Here is a 15,861-nt window from a genome sequence, read left to right as displayed (position 1 = left end):
CGGTTCGTAGCCCCATAACTTCCTTCTCGTTACAGGTGATGCGGTCCGCGGTTAGGACCGCATTGCCAACAAGGAGGAATAATGATCAAGAAGGTCGTCGCTGCTGCGGCTGCCACTGGCGGTCTCGTTCTCGCGGGTGCGGGCATGGCCGTTGCCAACACGGGTGCCCAGGGTGCCGCCCTCGATTCCCCCGGCGCGGTCTCCGGCAACGTCATCCAGGTGCCGATTCATCTCCCTGTGAACGTCTGCGGCAACACGGTCAACGTGATCGGGCTGCTGAACCCCGCCTTCGGCAACACCTGCGTCAACGCCTGACGTTGTGCCTCGACCCGTGAGGGTCTGAGCCCCGGCCGGCCCCGGAGTGCGTGCCATGCACTCCGGGGCCGGTGGGCATTTCCGCCCCGGGCACCGTGCCCGGAGGCCCTCTTCTGAAGCCGAGAAGGCAAGAAGCCCAGAAGGCAGGACAAGCTATGCGACAGGTCACGCGTAAGGGACTGATCACCGTTGCGGCCGCGGGCGGCGTCATCGCCCTCGGGGGCGGGTACGCGCACGCCGAAGCGGGTGCGAACGGTACGGCCTCGAACTCTCCGGGCATCGCGTCCGGAAACTCCGTCCAGGCGCCGGTGCACGCCCCGGTGAACATCTGCGGAAACACCGTCAGTGTCGTCGGGTTGATCAATCCGTCGTTCGGCAACAAGTGCGCCAACGTCTCGGAGCCGGGCGGCGGCGGTTCGTCGGCCGAGGGGTCCACGAGCGACTCGCCCGGTATCGGATCGGGCAACAACGTGCAGGCGCCGGTCCACGTCCCCGTGAACGTGTGCGGGAACAGCGTCACGGGCGTCGGCGCCATCAACCCGACGTTCGGCAACGAGTGCGACAACGGCATCGAGCCGACGCACCCGGGCCACCCGGAGCAGCCGGGCAACCCCGGTAACCCGAGCAACCCCGGCAATCCGGAGAACCCGGGCAACCCGGGGACGCCGGAGAACCCCGGAACCCCCGGGACGCCGGTCAGCCCGGGCGGCGGAAGCGAGCACCCGGGCGGCCCCGCCACCCCGCAGGGGCCGAACCAGCCGGACACCGACACCATCGCGGAGTCGGACGCCACCGAGGAGCTCGCGGAGACCGGCTCAGGCCCGCTCGGGATGATCATCCCGGCCGGCGCGGGGCTGCTGCTCGCCGGTTCCGTGATCTACCGCCGCGCCCGCCGGTCCGCCTAGGGAGTGTCCGGAAAGTATCGCCGTCCGCCCGGAGGGCGGGGTGCGCGGCGTCCGGTGCGTGCGATCGCAAGGCGGAGGAGGGAGACAATGGCGGAGCCATGGCGACCGACGACAACGCGGCGAGCGTGCGTGCAGGGCGTCGCGCACCAGGCGAGACTTTCCGGACACGACCTAGGACGCAGGCGCGACGCACAGGGGCCCCGCACGGCGGGGCCCCTTTCCTGTCACCAGGTGGCGCGGACCTGACGAATGATGCGCCTGCGCAGGCGCACCCTCCGGCTGCCGTCCCGGTGGAGGGTGAGACGGTCCAACTCCCAGTGTCCGTACTCGGCATGGTCGGTCAGGAGCCGCGTCGCCTCCTTGCGGGAGACGCCGCGCGGCACGTACACGTCGACAAATTCGTATTCCGGCATCGCATCTATTGTGCGGGCACGGGCCAGGTACGGATAGCGTCTGTCCTATGTCTGATGCTGCGCAGCCCACGGCTGCCGAGGTACGTGCCGCCGCCGAGGCGGTCAAGGCCGCACTGGACCGTCACCTCGAGGCGGTCGAACGCCGCACCGGGGACGACGACCCGGCCGTCTACGAAGCCTTCAATGCCCTCGCCGCGGCGGCCGAGGCGTACGACGAGCGGCTCTACGACCGGTACGACGAGGTCACCCCCTTCGAGATCCCGGGCGCCGACGACTCCCTGCCGCCGTACACCGGGCCCGAGGAGCCGCACGCCCTCAGCGTGCTGATCCGTCGCGACTACGCAGTGGTGGAACCCGAGCGCCTGCTCGCCCAGGCCCAGCGCATCGCCGACGTGGAGGGCGGCGAGGAGCGCGCGGAGTCCGCCGCCGTGGTCGGGGCCAGCACGCACGCGGCGCTGGGTGTGCTCTTCGGCGAGTACGAACCGGACGAAATCGCCTCCCGGCACAAGGAGTTCGGCCTGGAGGAGGGCGACTCCACGCTCTGGGTCTCCGCGGCCGAGGACCTGCCGGAGCCGGGGGAGTGGCTGAACGCGCCCTTCGAGCAGGCCGACCCCGAGCGGATCGTCTGCCGCTTCGACGTGAGCGCGGTCTTCGACGACGAGCTGGACGACGACCTGGAGGAGCAGGAGGCCTGACGGACCCGGGGTACGCCTCGGCCGGGAGTACGGGGCTGACGGGGGAGGGCGGGGCACCGTGCGTGGCGCCCCGCCCTCCCTCTTGCCCCCCTGCGCCCTCTTACGTCAGTCCTCCGCCGTCAGTCCTCCGCGGCGGCCAGCAGTGCTTCCAGAAGCGGTCGCAGCCGGGTCGTACGCTCCTCGGCGACCCCCTCGGCCACCGCCCGGGGCAGCGCCTGGTCCACGCCGTGGACCACCGACAGATGGCGCTCGCCGCGGCCGAAGGCCGTGTAGACCCAGGCCCGGCTCAGGCCCTGGGCCGCGTCGCCCGGCAGGACGACGACCGCAGCGGGCCACCGCATCCCGGCCGCCTGGTGCGCGGTCAGCGCCCAGCCGTGCCGCAGCGCCGCCTCGACCCGCTCCTTCGGTACGAGGAGCTTCTCGCCCTCGCACTCCAGGCGCAGCCCCTCCGCGTCGGCCGAGAGGACCGTCCCGGTCACCGTCCGTCCCGGCGCCGGTACGTACGCCACCCGGTCGCCCGGGTCGAAGCCGCCGAAGCGGCCGGGGCCGGGGTTGAGCCGTTCCTTCAGGGCCGCGTTCAGCGCGCGGGTGCCGGCCGAGCCGCCGTGGCCGACCGTGATCACCTGCGTCCGCTCGGACGGCACGCCGATCGCCCGGGGGACGGAGTCGGCGACCAGCTGGACCGTGCGGTGGACGGCCTCGCCCGCGTCCCGGGCCGGGACGATCACGACCTCCTTGCCGGGGGCCTCGACCTGGTTCAGCTCGCCGATGCCGATCCCCGAGACGAGCTCCCCGATCGGGCCGGGGTCGGGGACGCGGGACGCGATCTGGGGGCACACCCGGGCCGCCAGCAGATCGCCGAAGACCCGGCCCGCGCCCGCGGAACCGAGGACGGCGGGGTCGCCGCTAAGGACCAGACGGCAGCCGTCGGGCAGCGACTCCACGAGCATCGCGGCGCTCTCGACGTCCAGCTGCGGCGCGTCGAGGACGACCAGTAGGTCGAGGGCGAGAGCGCCCTCCTCGTCGCGGCCGGGGCCCGCCGCCCCGGAGAGCAGGGCGGCGACCGTGAGCGCCGGGGCACCGAGGCGGCGGACGCCGTTCTCGCTGTGCGCAGCGATCGCCACTCTCAGGCCCCGGTCGCGGGCGGCCTCGGCGAGCGCCACCGGCTCGCTGCGGGCCGCCTCGCCACCGGTGTGCAGAACCAGGCCGTGCGCGCCGGCGGCCCGGACCAGCTCCGGCCCCTCCCAGACCTCGGGAGAGACGGTCTTGACCAGCCGGGCCAGGCCGTCGGCCAGGCTCTCCTCGGCGAGGGCGTACCGGTCGAGCCCGAGCAGCACGGGAACGTCCAGGCCGGTGTCGGGCCCCTCCGGCCGGGACTCCTCCGCCTCGGCCCCCTCGGCGCCCTCAGCCGTCTCGTCGGCTTCGAGGTCTTCCGCGCCTTCCTCGGTCTCCTCCTGGAAGACCAGCACCGCGCCCTCGGAGACCGCCTCCTTGACCGCCTCGTCCGGATCCGGGACCGACAGCTTGGCGAGCCCGGACCGGACGGCCGCGTCCTCGAGGGCCGTGTGCCCCTTCACCGCGGCCCGTTCGAGGAGCCAGGTCACCAGCGCGACGGCGCGGCGTGGATCGCCGGGGCCGCACTCCGGGCCGAGCAGCGCCCGGGCGAACGCGTCCGCGTGCTCGGGCTGCACCCCGGCGACCGAGAGCAGCCGCCAGGGGTCCTCGCGCAGCGCCTGGGCGGCGCTCTCGCCGAGCGTGGCCGCGACCGGCCCCGCCAGCGTCTCGGGCGCCCCGCCGCTCGCGAGGACCTCGCGCACGGCCGTCAGCGTCTCGGGCCCCGCGGTCGGTGCCCCAGCCGGTGGACGCACCGGCGTGACCGGCGCGGTGACCGGCGCCGGCGCGGGCCGGCGCGGGGGCTCGGGCGTCTCGAAGAACGCGGTGCCCGACGTCGTACCGCTCTCCACGGCCCGTACCGCCGCGAGCAGGTCGGCCGCCGTGCCGCTGAGCTTGGTGCCCGCCTCGATGGGGGCTTCCTTCTCGGCCTTGCGCTGCTCGATCCGGGCCCGCAGCTCACGCTGCGCGACCAGCTCGGCCTGCGCCTCGGAGAGCTCGGCGGCCTTCGCCGCCTCATCGCCGCTCGCGTCGGCGGCGGGCGCCCCGGCGGCGCCCCCGTCACTCGCCTCACCGACCGGTGACACGTCGGTGCCCCCGTCGGCGGGGGCGTCCGCGTCGGGGTCCGCGTCCCCGTCCGTATCGGCGTCCGCCTCCGTGGCGGCCGGTGGAGCGTCCCCTTCGGCCGTCTCCGGCGTCGCCTCGTCCGCCACCGGTCCCGCGGCGGCCGGCTCCACGAGGGCCTCGTCGTTCTCGCCCCGCACGGGCTCGGCGGCCTCGGGAGTGGTCTCCCGGGAAGGCTCGGTCACAGGGTGCTCCAGTCCTGATCCGGATAGCGGTGCACGGGCGCCGACACATCGTCGAGCGCCCGACAGATCTCGTCAGGAAGACTAAGGCTCTCCACTGACAACGCGGCCGTGAGCTGCTGCGCGGTACGCGCGCCGACGATCGGGGCGACCACCCCCGGCCGGTCCCGCACCCACGCGAGCGCCACCTGGAGCGGGGTCGTCGCCAGGCCGTCCGCGGCCGTCGTCACCGCGTCCACGATCCGGCTCGCGGCCTCGTCCAGATACGGCTCCACGAAGGGCGCCATGGTCTCCGAGCCGCCCCGCGAGTCCGTCGGCGTACCGTGCCGGTACTTCCCCGTCAGCACCCCGCGGCCCAGCGGCGAGGAGGGCAACAGGCCTATTCCCAGGTCGAGCGCGGCGGGCAGGACCTCCCGCTCGATGCCGCGCTGCAGCAGGGAGTACTCCATCTGCGTCGCCGCCAGCCGGGTCCGCGCCCCGCCCGCCGTGCCGAGCTGCCAGGTCCCCGCCTTCGCCAGCTGCCACCCGCAGAAGTTCGACACCCCCACATAGCGGGCCCGTCCGGTGCTCACCGCGATGTCCAGGGCCTGGAGAGACTCCTCCAGAGGTGTGTACGGATCGAAGGCGTGCAGTTGCCACAGGTCCACGTGGTCGGTGCCGAGACGCTCCAGGGAGGCGTCGAGCGCCGCCAGGAGATGGCCGCGCGAGCCGTCCGTCCGCCGGTCGGGGTCCGGCACGCTGCCCGCCTTCGTGGAGATGACCAGATCCCGGCGCGGCACCAGCCGCTCGACGAGCTGCCCCAGCAGATACTCCGCCTCGCCGCCGCCGTACACGTCCGCGGTGTCGACCAGCGTGCCGCCCGCTTCCCAGAACGCCTTCAACTGCTCGGCGGCGTCGTGCTCGTCGGTGTCCCGGCCCCAGGTGAGGGTGCCGAGCCCGATGCGGGACACGCGCAGGCCGGTACGTCCGAGATGCCTCTGCTCCATGGGCGCGAGATTACTGGCCAAGACCCCACGCGGAGAGAGCCTGTGGACAACGTGCCCCTGACGGATCCCGCACCCGCGCGCTAGAGTCCGGCCCAAGGGACGTTACTGATCAGTAAAGAGGGTGCGGATATGCGGCTCGGCATCAACCTCGGCTACTGGGGCGCCGGAATGGACGGCGACAACCTCGCCGTCGCGCAGGAGGCGGACCGCCTCGGATACGACGTCTGCTGGGCCGCCGAGGCCTACGGCTCCGACGCCCCCACGGTGCTCTCCTGGGTGGCCGCCAAGACCGAGCGGATCGACGTCGGCTCCGCGATCATGCAGATCCCGGCGCGCCAGCCCGCCATGACGGCGATGACCGCCGCCACCCTCGACTCGCTCTCCGGCGGCCGCTTCCGCCTCGGCCTCGGCGTCTCAGGACCGCAGGTCTCCGAGGGCTGGTACGGCGTCAAGTTCGACAAGCCGCTGGCCCGCACCCGCGAATACGTCGAGATCGTCCGCAAGGCCATGTCCCGAGAGCGCCTCACCTACGAGGGCGAGCACTGGACGCTCCCGCTGCCGGACGGCCCGGGCAAGCCCATCAAGCTCACCGTCCACCCGCAGCGCGAGCACATCCCGCTCTACATCGCCGCGATCGGCCCGAAGAACCTGGAGCAGACCGGCGAGATCGCCGACGGCGCGCTGCTGATCTTCCCCTCCGCCGAGCACCTGGAGGAGACGGCGCTGCGCCCGCTGCGGGCCGGCCGTGAGAAGGCCGGGCTGACCATGGAGGGCTTCGATGTCCACCCGACCCTGCCGATCGCCCTCGGCGACGACATCGGCGCCCTCGCCGACCTCTTCCGCCCGTACACCGCGCTGTACGTCGGCGGCATGGGCAGCCGTAAGCAGAACTTCTACAACCAGCTCGCCCGGCGCATGGGATACGAGAAGGAAGCCGCCGAGATCCAGGACAAGTACCTGTCCGGCGACAAGACCGGCGCAGCGGCGGCCGTACCGCGGCAGCTGATCGACCAGACGACCCTGCTCGGCTCCGTCGACCGGATCGCCGACCGGATGAAGGCCTACGCCGAGGCGGGTGTCACCACGCTGACCCTCGCCCCGGCCGGCTTCACCCTGGACGAGCGGGTGGCGGCGCTGCGGGCGGGCACGGAGGCCCTGGAGCGGGCCGGTCTGGCGTAGCGGAGAAAAGCCTGCGGCCGTGGTGGGGGCTCGGGGGTCTTCCCCGCCACGGCCGTCACGCAGCACAACGCTCCACGCGGCTCGGCGGTTACGGACGCCGGGCTCACTCTTTCGGCGGAGTCGGCGGACTGTCGTCTTGCCCACGGGGCCGTGCCGCACTTCACTCGTGCTCTGCGGCGTGCGGTGTGCGGACGGCCGCGTGGAGGTGGTGGCTGCAATGCTCTCGGCCAAGAGCCTGTTCCAGGAGATCATCGACAACGACGAGTCCTTCCGGCTCTTCTGCTCCATCGCCGCCAGCGGCGAGACCCAGGGCGGCTGGGAGAACGGCCGGATCGCTGCGCTCGTCGCCCCGGGCATGCAAGACCTGGCGCCCAAGATCACCCGGCACGGTGCCGACGAGGACAAGCACGGCCGGATCTTCAACGCGTTGATGAAGAAGCGCGGAGTCGAACCCGTCCCCGTGCCGCCCGACACCGACTACACCATGCTCCTCGAACGGCGCGGGATCGGTCTCGCCCACGACAAACTCCGGCGCGACGAACCCCTCAGCGAGCGGGACATCATCGTCTACCTCGCGCACAGCCGGGTCACGGAGCAGCGGGCGGCCGATCAGATGGACATGCTGGTCAAGCACTTCGGGGACCACCCCGAGCTGGGCAAGGCCATCCGCATGATCGACAACGACGAGGAGAACCACCTCGCCTACTGTCACGAGGAACTGCTGCGCCTCGCGTACGCCGGACACGGCCCGCTCATCCAGCGCACCCTGCGCGAGTCCGCGCTCGCCGAGATCCAGGTCTACCGTGACGTCAGCCTCGCCGTGATGAGCCACATGGGCCGCATCCTGCGCTGGCCCAGGGTCAAGTCGCTCGCGTTGGCGGCGGGGATCCACGCCATGTACGCGTACGAGCGGGCGGGCGGCTGGCGCAGGATGGTCGACCTCAAGATGCCCGAGCGGCGCGACGCGCTCGGCGGCCCCCCGACCGCGGCCCCCGCTTTCTGACCCCGGCCTCCGCTCAGGGGCGCAAGCGCGTCACATCCAGCCCCGGCGCTTGAAGAGCCGGTACAGGCCCAGTACGGCCCCCGCCATCAGCGCGATCACCGCCGGGTACGACCACGCCCAGCGCAGCTCCGGCATGTGGTCGAAATTCATGCCGTAGACCCCCGCGACCATCGTGGGGACCGCTGCCATGGCCGCCCACGCCGAGATCTTCCGCATGTCGTCGTTCTGCCGCACACCCATCTGGGCCAGGTGCGCCGACAGCACGTCCGAGAGGAGCCGGTCCAGGCCCTCCACCTGTTCGGTGGCCCGGATCAGGTGGTCCGCGACGTCCCGGAAGAACGGTTTCGCCTCCTCGTTCACGAACGGCACGGTCCCCGCCGCGAGCCGCTCCATCGGCGCCGACAGCGGACTGCTGGCCCGGCGGAACTCCAGCACCTGCCGCTTGGCCGTGTAGATCCGCGCCGCCGTGTTCCCCGCGCTCACGCCGGCCGGGGCGAACACCTCGGCCTCCAGCTCCTCCAGGTCGATCTGAAGCTCGGCCGCCACGTCGATGTAGTGGTCCACGACCTCGTCGCTGATCGCGTACAGCACGGCCGTCGGGCCCTGCCGCAGCACCTCCGGCTCGGCCTCCAGCCGACGCCGTACCGCCGCGAGCGGCGCGCCCTCGCCGTGCCGGACCGTCACCACGAACGAGTCGCCCATGAAGACCATGACCTCGCCGGAGGAGACCCGGTCGCTCTCCGGCTCGTACAGCACCGGCTTGAGGACGACGAAGAGGGAGTCGTCGTAGACCTCCAACTTGGGGCGCTGATGGGCTTTGAGCGCGTCCTCGACGGCCAGCGGGTGCAGCGCGAATTCGGCCGTCACATGGTCGAACTCGTCCTCGGTCGGCTCGTGCAGTCCGACCCACAGAAACGCGTCGCCGGTCGCCCTCGCCTCCTCCAGGGCGTCGGACAGGTCGGCGGGGCCGTCCGTACGGCGCCCGTCCCGGTAGATGGCAGAGTCCACGATCACGCGCCGTATTCTTCCCCGGACCGCCCGGTCCACGCACACGAGAAATCGGACCGGCCCAGCCGGCCGGCCGCCCGCCGCTCGGACAGGCCCGGCCGCACCCGTAGACCCTGACCGCCCCCACGCGCGCGTGCGGCCGCCTACGCTTGCCGCCATGGCCACGCTGATCCTCGTCCGCCACGGACGCTCCACCGCCAACACCTCAGGGGTCCTCGCCGGACGGACCCCGGGAGTCGCCCTCGACGAACGAGGAGCCGCCCAGGCCGCCGCGCTGCCCGGGCGGCTGGCCGGGGTACCGCTCGCCGCCGTCGTCAGCAGCCCGCTGCAGCGCTGCCTCGAGACGCTGCGACCGCTCCTCGACGCCCGGCCCGGCCTGCCGTTCCACACCGACGAGCGGATCAGCGAGTGCGACTACGGCGACTGGTCGGGCCGCAAGCTCGCCGAGCTCAACGACGAGCCGCTCATGGAGATCGTCCAGACCCACGCCTCCGCCGCGGCCTTCCCCGGCGGCGAGTCGATGCGCGCCATGCAGGCGCGGGCCGTCGACGCCGTACAGGACTGGAACGCCCGGATCGAGGCCGAGCACGGCGAGGACGCCGTCTACGCCATGTGCTCGCACGGCGACATCATCAAGTCGGTCGTCGCGGACGCCCTCGGCATGCACCTGGACCTCTTCCAGCGCATCCACGTCGACCCCTGCTCCCTCACCGTCATCCGCTACACACGGCTGCGTCCCTTCCTCGTACGCCTCGGCGACACCGGCGACTTCGCCGCCCTCGCCGCCCGGGAGAACGGCGGGAACGGCGGGGCCGCGGAGGTCGGGGGCGGTGCGGGCGCACCGTGATCCATCCGCGCAGTAGGGTGGACGGGCCGCTGTAGCGCGGGCCTTCACCACTGTCGAGACTCAAGGAGTCAGGGACGTGTCCCGTCAGGTGTTCCTCTACGACCCACCGGAGCGTTTCGTGGCCGGCACGGTCGGGCTGCCTGGCCGCCGTACGTTCTTCCTTCAGGCGTCCGCGGCGGGCCGGGTCACCAGTGTGGCCCTGGAGAAGACCCAGGTCGCCGCGCTCGCCGAACGCATCGACGAACTCCTCGACGAGGTCGTGCGCCGCACCGGCGGCAACGCCCCCGTCCCCGCGGTCGCGCCCGCCGACATCGCGGACACCGCGCCGCTCGACGCCCCCGTCGAGGAGGAGTTCCGGGTCGGCACCATGGCGCTGGCCTGGGACGGCGAGGAACAGCGCATGATCGTCGAGGCCCAGGCGCTCGTGGAGCTCGACGCGGAGTCCGAGGAGGACCTCGCCGAGGCCGAGGAGCGGCTGCTGCAGGACGAGGAGAACGGCCCGCCGATGCTGCGGGTCCGCCTCACCGGCGCCCAGGCCAGGGCCTTCGCCAAGCGCGCCCTCGACGTGGTCAACGCCGGCCGGCCGCCGTGCCCGCTGTGCAGCCTGCCGCTCGACCCCGAGGGCCATGTGTGCCCGCGCCAGAACGGATACCGGCGGGGAGCATGACGGAGCTGCCGAGCGTGCCGACGGCGCCGCATGTGGCGACCGCCCCCAGCGCGGCGACCGCGCCGTCCGTTCCGGTCGTCGACCTGCTCGCCAAGGGCGAGCTGACCGTCCGCGGTCAGGTCCGCGAGGCGTCGAACGCGGTGCTCTACTGCTCCGTCGCCCACGAGGGCGCGGAAGCCTTCTGCGTCTACAAGCCCGTCGCGGGCGAGCGCCCGCTGTGGGACTTCCCCGACGGCACCCTCGCTCAGCGCGAGGTCGCCGCCTACGCACTCTCCGAGGCGACCGGCTGGGGGCTCGTACCGCCCACCGTGCTGCGCGACGGACCGTACGGCGAGGGCATGGTCCAGCTGTGGGTCGAGGCCGACCCCGGCGTGAACCTCCTCGCCCTCACCGAGGACGAGGAGGCGGGGGAGGGCTGGAAGGCCGTCGGCCCGGCCCAGGTCGGCGAGGACCGCACCGCGCTCCTCGTCCACGCCGACACCCCGGATCTGCGCCGCCTGGCCGTCCTGGACGCCGTCATCAACAACGGCGACCGCAAGGGCGGACATCTGCTGCCCGCCCCGGACGGGCGGCTCTACGCCATCGACCACGGCGTGACCTTCAACGTGGACGACAAGCTGCGCACCCTGCTGTGGGGCTGGGCGGGCGAGGAGCTGCCCGCCGAGGCCACCGAGGTGCTGGACCGGCTCGACGCCTCCCTCGCGCCCGGCACCCCGCTCACCACCCGGCTGGCGGAGCTGCTCACGGCGGCCGAGGTGGACGCGCTGCGCGGCCGCGTCACCCGGCTGCGCACGACCGGACGGCACCCCGAGCCCTCCGGACAGTGGCCCGCCATCCCCTGGCCGCCGGTCTGAGCTCGCGTCGGTCTGACCGTCGGGATCCGGCCACCTCTCGGCCGACCGCCCGCACCCCCTGGGGGTATGCACGGACGGCGCTGACCCGCAAGACCGCCTATTCGGTCAAGATCCCGCATCCGGTTCGTATCCGGAACAGCTGTCCGGTTACGCTCAGGTCATGCATGCCTGGCCCGCTTCTGAGGTCCCCGCCCTGCCCGGCAAGGGCCGCGACCTCCGGATCCACGACACCGCGACCGGCGGACGAGTGACCCTCGCCCCCGGCCCCGTCGCCCGTATCTACGTCTGCGGCATCACGCCGTACGACGCGACCCATCTGGGTCACGCGGCGACCTACAACGCGTTCGACCTCGTTCAGCGCGTGTGGCTCGACACCAAGCGGCAGGTCCACTACGTCCAGAACGTCACCGACGTCGACGACCCTCTCCTCGAACGGGCGATCCGCGACGGGATCGACTGGGTCGGCCTCGCCGAGCGCGAGACCGCCCTGTTCCGCGAGGACATGACCGCCCTGCGGATGCTGCCCCCGCAGCACTACATCGGCGCGGTCGAGGCCATACCGGGCATCGTGCCGCTCGTCGAGCGGCTGCGGGACTCCGGCGCGGCCTACGAGCTGGAAGGCGACATCTACTTCTCCGTCGAGGCCGACCCGCACTTCGGCCAGGTGTCGCACTACGACACCGAGCTGATGCGCCACCTCTCCGCCGAGCGCGGCGGCGACCCCGACCGTCCGGGCAAGAAGAACCCGCTCGACCCGATGCTGTGGATGGCCGCCCGCGACGGCGAGCCCAGCTGGGACGGCGGAAGCCTCGGCCCGGGGCGCCCCGGCTGGCACATCGAGTGCGTCGCCATCGCCCTCGACCACCTCGGCATGGGCTTCGACGTGCAGGGCGGCGGCTCCGACCTGATCTTCCCGCACCACGAGATGGGCGCCTCCCACGCCCAGGCGCTGACCGGCGAGTTCCCCATGGCCAAGGCGTACGTCCACGCCGGCATGGTCGCCCTGCACGGCCAGAAGATGTCGAAGTCCAAGGGCAACCTGGTCTTCGTCTCCACGCTCCGCCGCCAGGGCGTCGACCCGGCCGCCATCCGGCTCGCGCTGCTCTCCCACCACTACCGCGCCGACTGGGAGTGGACCGACCAGGTCCTCCAGGACGCCCTGGCCCGCCTGGACCGCTGGCGCGCCGCGGTCTCCCGTCCCGACGGCCCGTCCGCCGACGCGCTCGTCGAGGAGATCCGCGAGGCGCTCGCCGACGACCTCGACGCGCCGGCCGCGCTCGCCGCGGTCGACCGCTGGGCCGAGCGGCAGACCGCCGAGGGCGGCGAGGACGAGTCCGCGCCCGGCCTCGTCTCCCGCGCCGTCGACGCACTGCTCGGCGTCGCGCTGTAACGAGCACCTCCGCGCAACCCCCTTTCACGCGGCCGCCCTCGGACTTCCCCGCGAAGTCCGAGGGCGGTTCCGTTCTGCCCCTGTGCTCATGCTTGTTTCTGCGCTAAAGAGGCTCCATGCAATCAGGAATGCGCACGAGAGCTGCAGTCGCCGGCGCTCTGCTCGGGCTCCTCGCGGTCTTCGCGGGACCCGGAAGCGCCCAGTCCGCCGAACCGCCCCCGACCACCGTCGGGGACGTCACCGGCTTCACCGCCGAAGGCTCCGTCTACGAGCTGACCGCCGGCCCCGCCCGGGCCCGCGTCAGCTTCGTCACGGCGGAGACCTTCCGCATCGAACTCGCCCCCGACGGCACGTTCACCGACCCCACGGGCCGGGACATCGTCCTGCCGCAGGGCCCGCCGCCCGCCACCCGCTGGTACGACCGCGGCGACCGCTACGAACTCGCCTCCGCCGCGGTGACCCTGCGCGCCTACAAGGCGCCCCTGCGGTTCGAGGCGTACCGCGCCGACGGCACCCCGCTGTGGTCCGAGACCAAGGGCCTGACCTGGCATCAGGACCGCACCACGCAGACCCTCGCCCGGGGCGCCGACGAACAGTTCTACGGCGCCGGCATGCAGAACGGACGCGGCAACACCTCGCACCGGGGCAAGACCGTCGAGGTCGGCGTCGACTACAACTGGAACGACGGCGGCCACCCCAACTCCGTCCCGTTCTACCTCTCCTCGGCCGGCTACGGCGTCTACCGCAACACCTACGCCCCCGGCACCTACGTCTTCGGCGAGCCGGTCACCACCAGCGCCCGCGAACAGCGCTTCGACGCCTACTACTTCGCCGGCTCCGGCTCCGACGCCCTCAAGGACGTCATCGGCCAGTACACCGCCCTCACCGGCAAGCCGTTCCTGCCACCCGTCTACGGCCTGGAGATCGGCGACGCCGACTGCTACCTCCACAACGCCAACCGCGGCGAGCGCCACACCCTCGACGCCCTGAAGGTCGCCGACGGCTACGTCCAGAACGACATGCCCAACGGCTGGATGCTCGTCAACGACGGCTACGGCTGCGGCTACGAGAACCTCGCCGAGACCGCCGCCGGCCTCCAGCAGCGCAAGATGCAGCTCGGCCTGTGGACCGAGGACGGCCTCGACACCCTCGCCGAGCAGGTCAAGGCGGGCCAGCGGGTCGCCAAGCTCGACGTCGCCTGGGTCGGCGCGGGCTACAAGTTCGCCCTCGACGGCTGCAAGGACGCCTACGCCGGCATCGAGGCGAACAGCGACGCCCGCGGCTTCACCTGGGCACCCGAGAGCTGGTCGGGCGCCCAGCGCTGCGGCGTCCAGTGGTCCGGCGACCAGGCCGGCACCTGGGAGTACATCCGCTGGCAGATCCCGACCTACGCCGGCGCCTCCATGTCCGGCCTCGCCTACACCACCGGGGACGTCGACGGCATCTTCGGCGGCAGCGCCAAGACGTACACCCGTGACCTGCAGTGGAAGATGTTCCTGCCCGTCACCATGACCATGGACGGCTGGGCGGCCAACGACAAGCAGCCCTTCCGCTACGGCGAGCCGTACACCTCGGTCAACCGCGACTACCTCAAGCTCCACGAGGCGCTGCTGCCCTACATCTACTCGCACGTCCACCGGGCCACCAAGACCGGCGTGGGCCTCGCCCGGCCGCTCGTCCTCGAGTACCCCGACGACCCCAAGGCCGCCACCGACGCCGCGAAGTACGAGTTCCTCAGCGGCGAGGAATTCCTGGTCGCCCCCGTCCACCAGGACGCCGTCGAGCGTGATGGCATCTACCTTCCCCAGGGCACCTGGATCGACTACTGGAGCGGGCGCACCTACGAGGGCCCGGTCACCGTCGACGACTACAGCGCCCCGCTCGACACCCTGCCCCTGTTCGTCCGGGCCGGCGCCGCCGTCCCGATGTGGCCGGGCGGCATCCGCTCGTACGCCGACCGCACCCCCGGATCCCCGCTCGCCTGGGACATCTACCCGCAGGGCACCTCGTCCTTCGAGCTGTACGAGGACGACGGCGTCACCCGCGCCCACCGCACCGGCCAGTACGCCACCCAGCGCGCCGACGTCCGGGCGCCGCGGCGGGGCGCGGGCGACGTGACCGTACGGATCGGGGAGAGCAGGGGCACGTTCGCGGGCAAGTCCACCGCCCGGCCGTACCAGTTCACCGTGCACACCGGGGACGCGCCGAGCGGCGTGACGCTCGGCGAGCGGAAGCTGCCCCGGCTCACCTCCCGGTCCGCCTACGAGGCCGCGACACAGGGCTGGTGGTACGACCGTGACGACCGCGGCGGAGTCGTGAAGGTCAAGACGGCCGACCAGCGCACCGACCGCGGCCTTACGCTCACCCTGAAGGACACCAGCGCGGTCGGCGGAGCCGTACCCGGGGCCGCCGCCACCCTCGCCGTCGCCCCCGGACAGGAGCTGGGCGCGGGAGCGCCCGGCACCGTCGCCGTCGACGTCACCGCGGGCACCAGGGACGCGACCGGCGTGGAGGTCTCCCTGACGGCCCCGGCGGGCTGGCAGGTCACCCCCGCCGCGCCCGTCGAGCGCATCCCGGCCGGCACCACCCGGCGGGTCGAGGTCTCCGTCACCCCCGCCGAGGAGGCCGAGCCGGGGGAGGCCACGCTCACCGCGACCGCCCGGCACCGCTCCGCAGGACAGGACCGCACCGCCCTCCAGCGCTTCGCCGTCGGCGTGATGCCCGAGCCGCCGGCCACCGCGTCCTGGGCGAGCGACCTCGTCTGGCTGAAGTCCACCAACGGCTGGGGCCCGCCCGAACGCGACCGCTCCAACGGCGAGTCGGGCGCGAACGACGGCCGGACCCTCACCCTGGCCGGAAAGACGTACGAGAAGGGGATCGGCGCCCACGCCGACTCCGACATCGAGGTCTACCTCGGCGGCCGCTGCACCGCGTTCACCGCCGACGTCGGCATCGACGACGAGATCAACGGCTACGGGGAGGTGGCGTTCTCGGTGGAGGCCGACGGCGAGGTGCTGTGGACCTCGCCGAAGCTGACCGGCGCCTCGGCGACCGTACCCGTCGACGTGGACGTCACCGGCGCCCGCCATGTCCGTCTGCGGATCACCGACACCAACGGCTCCAAGAGCGGCGACCACGGGGACTGGGCGGCGGCCCGCTTCGCCTGCTCCTGAACCGGTGCG

Annotated in this window: 14 protein-coding genes; 10 read left to right on the top strand and 4 right to left on the bottom strand. The window is 72.6% G+C overall.

Going from position 1 to position 15,861, the window contains the following annotated elements; translation table 11 throughout:
- The first annotated feature begins 81 nt into the window (after positions 1-81).
- The gene (locus tag ACF06X_RS25835) at positions 82-315 is read left to right on the top strand and encodes a chaplin (RefSeq protein ID WP_392289669.1); all 234 of its coding nucleotides are present in this window, start codon (positions 82-84) and stop codon (positions 313-315) included.
- A gap of 155 nt (positions 316-470) precedes the next feature.
- Complete coding sequence (locus ACF06X_RS25830) at positions 471-1,220, top strand: chaplin family protein (protein WP_392289668.1); 750 nt, start codon at positions 471-473, stop codon at positions 1,218-1,220.
- Positions 1,221-1,444: 224 nt separating this feature from the next.
- Here the strand turns inward: ACF06X_RS25830 and ACF06X_RS25825 are convergent, their stop codons facing one another.
- On the bottom strand, positions 1,445-1,633 hold the full coding sequence (locus ACF06X_RS25825; protein WP_100106356.1) for a DUF5703 family protein: 189 nt from the start codon (positions 1,631-1,633) through the stop codon (positions 1,445-1,447).
- Between the two features lie 47 nt (positions 1,634-1,680).
- Between ACF06X_RS25825 and ACF06X_RS25820 the strand changes: the two genes are divergently transcribed.
- Positions 1,681-2,328 carry a hypothetical protein gene (locus ACF06X_RS25820; RefSeq protein ID WP_392289667.1) on the top strand — a complete coding sequence of 216 codons (648 nt, stop codon included), beginning with the start codon at positions 1,681-1,683 and terminating at the stop codon, positions 2,326-2,328.
- Positions 2,329-2,447: 119 nt separating this feature from the next.
- Here ACF06X_RS25820 and ACF06X_RS25815 read toward each other — a convergent pair whose 3' ends face one another.
- The gene (locus ACF06X_RS25815; RefSeq protein ID WP_392289666.1) at positions 2,448-4,748 is read right to left on the bottom strand and encodes a helix-hairpin-helix domain-containing protein; all 2,301 of its coding nucleotides are present in this window, start codon (positions 4,746-4,748) and stop codon (positions 2,448-2,450) included.
- Positions 4,745-5,731, bottom strand: coding sequence for an aldo/keto reductase (locus ACF06X_RS25810; protein ID WP_392289665.1), 987 nt, complete (start codon positions 5,729-5,731; stop codon positions 4,745-4,747). The genes ACF06X_RS25815 and ACF06X_RS25810 overlap by 4 nt, the downstream gene beginning before the upstream one ends.
- A 129-nt stretch (positions 5,732-5,860) precedes the next feature.
- Between ACF06X_RS25810 and ACF06X_RS25805 the strand changes: the two genes are divergently transcribed.
- Both ACF06X_RS25805 and ACF06X_RS25800 read left to right on the top strand, forming a co-directional pair.
- Positions 5,861-6,910 (top strand): LLM class F420-dependent oxidoreductase, encoded by a 1,050-nt coding sequence (locus ACF06X_RS25805; protein ID WP_392289664.1) that lies wholly within the window; start codon positions 5,861-5,863, stop codon positions 6,908-6,910.
- 217 nt (positions 6,911-7,127) lie between these two features.
- Entirely contained in the window at positions 7,128-7,913 is a 786-nt protein-coding gene (locus ACF06X_RS25800) for a ferritin-like domain-containing protein (RefSeq protein ID WP_392289789.1), read from the top strand.
- A 30-nt stretch (positions 7,914-7,943) separates the two neighbouring features.
- Here the strand turns inward: ACF06X_RS25800 and corA are convergent, their stop codons facing one another.
- Positions 7,944-8,936, bottom strand: a complete 993-nt coding sequence (corA, locus tag ACF06X_RS25795) for a magnesium/cobalt transporter CorA (protein WP_392289788.1) — start codon at positions 8,934-8,936, stop codon at positions 7,944-7,946.
- A gap of 142 nt (positions 8,937-9,078) precedes the next feature.
- On the opposite strand from corA, the gene ACF06X_RS25790 reads away from it, so the two are divergent.
- The 5 genes from ACF06X_RS25790 to ACF06X_RS25770 all read left to right on the top strand — a co-directional run bounded on the left by ACF06X_RS25790 (position 9,079) and on the right by ACF06X_RS25770 (position 15,852).
- Positions 9,079-9,768: a histidine phosphatase family protein gene (locus tag ACF06X_RS25790; RefSeq protein ID WP_392289663.1), complete on the top strand. Its 690-nt coding sequence runs from the start codon at positions 9,079-9,081 to the stop codon at positions 9,766-9,768.
- Positions 9,769-9,844: 76 nt separating this feature from the next.
- A complete protein-coding gene (locus ACF06X_RS25785; protein WP_215073599.1) occupies positions 9,845-10,435 on the top strand; it encodes a DUF3090 domain-containing protein in 591 nt (196 codons plus the stop codon).
- Complete coding sequence (locus ACF06X_RS25780) at positions 10,399-11,289, top strand: SCO1664 family protein (RefSeq protein ID WP_392289662.1); 891 nt, start codon at positions 10,399-10,401, stop codon at positions 11,287-11,289. Before ACF06X_RS25785 ends, ACF06X_RS25780 begins: the two co-directional genes overlap by 37 nt.
- A gap of 160 nt (positions 11,290-11,449) precedes the next feature.
- Complete coding sequence (gene mshC / locus ACF06X_RS25775; RefSeq protein WP_392289661.1) at positions 11,450-12,679, top strand: cysteine--1-D-myo-inosityl 2-amino-2-deoxy-alpha-D-glucopyranoside ligase; 1,230 nt, start codon at positions 11,450-11,452, stop codon at positions 12,677-12,679.
- Between the two features lie 116 nt (positions 12,680-12,795).
- Positions 12,796-15,852 carry an NPCBM/NEW2 domain-containing protein gene (locus ACF06X_RS25770; protein WP_392289660.1) on the top strand — a complete coding sequence of 1,019 codons (3,057 nt, stop codon included), beginning with the start codon at positions 12,796-12,798 and terminating at the stop codon, positions 15,850-15,852.
- Positions 15,853-15,861: the final 9 nt, after the last annotated feature.

Source organism: Streptomyces sp. NPDC015346, assembly GCF_043078785.1.
In the GTDB taxonomy this organism is placed as follows: Bacteria; Actinomycetota; Actinomycetes; order Streptomycetales; family Streptomycetaceae; genus Streptomyces.
The sequence above is the reverse complement of the archived record's forward strand: the minus strand, read 5'-3'. Positions and strand labels throughout refer to the sequence as shown.

Excerpts from the sequence above, each read along its gene's own strand:
- ACF06X_RS25835 (WP_392289669.1), top strand. The coding sequence starts at position 82 with ATGATCAAGAAGGTCGTCGCTGCTGCGGCTGCCACTGGCGGTCTCGTT.
- ACF06X_RS25830 (WP_392289668.1), top strand. The coding sequence starts at position 471 with ATGCGACAGGTCACGCGTAAGGGACTGATCACCGTTGCGGCCGCGGGC.
- ACF06X_RS25825 (WP_100106356.1), bottom strand. The coding sequence starts at position 1,633 with ATGCCGGAATACGAATTTGTCGACGTGTACGTGCCGCGCGGCGTCTCC.
- ACF06X_RS25820 (WP_392289667.1), top strand. The coding sequence starts at position 1,681 with ATGTCTGATGCTGCGCAGCCCACGGCTGCCGAGGTACGTGCCGCCGCC.
- ACF06X_RS25810 (WP_392289665.1), bottom strand. The coding sequence starts at position 5,731 with ATGGAGCAGAGGCATCTCGGACGTACCGGCCTGCGCGTGTCCCGCATC.
- ACF06X_RS25805 (WP_392289664.1), top strand. The coding sequence starts at position 5,861 with ATGCGGCTCGGCATCAACCTCGGCTACTGGGGCGCCGGAATGGACGGC.
- ACF06X_RS25800 (WP_392289789.1), top strand. The coding sequence starts at position 7,128 with ATGCTCTCGGCCAAGAGCCTGTTCCAGGAGATCATCGACAACGACGAG.
- ACF06X_RS25790 (WP_392289663.1), top strand. The coding sequence starts at position 9,079 with ATGGCCACGCTGATCCTCGTCCGCCACGGACGCTCCACCGCCAACACC.
- mshC (WP_392289661.1), top strand. The coding sequence starts at position 11,450 with ATGCATGCCTGGCCCGCTTCTGAGGTCCCCGCCCTGCCCGGCAAGGGC.
- ACF06X_RS25770 (WP_392289660.1), top strand. The coding sequence starts at position 12,796 with ATGCAATCAGGAATGCGCACGAGAGCTGCAGTCGCCGGCGCTCTGCTC.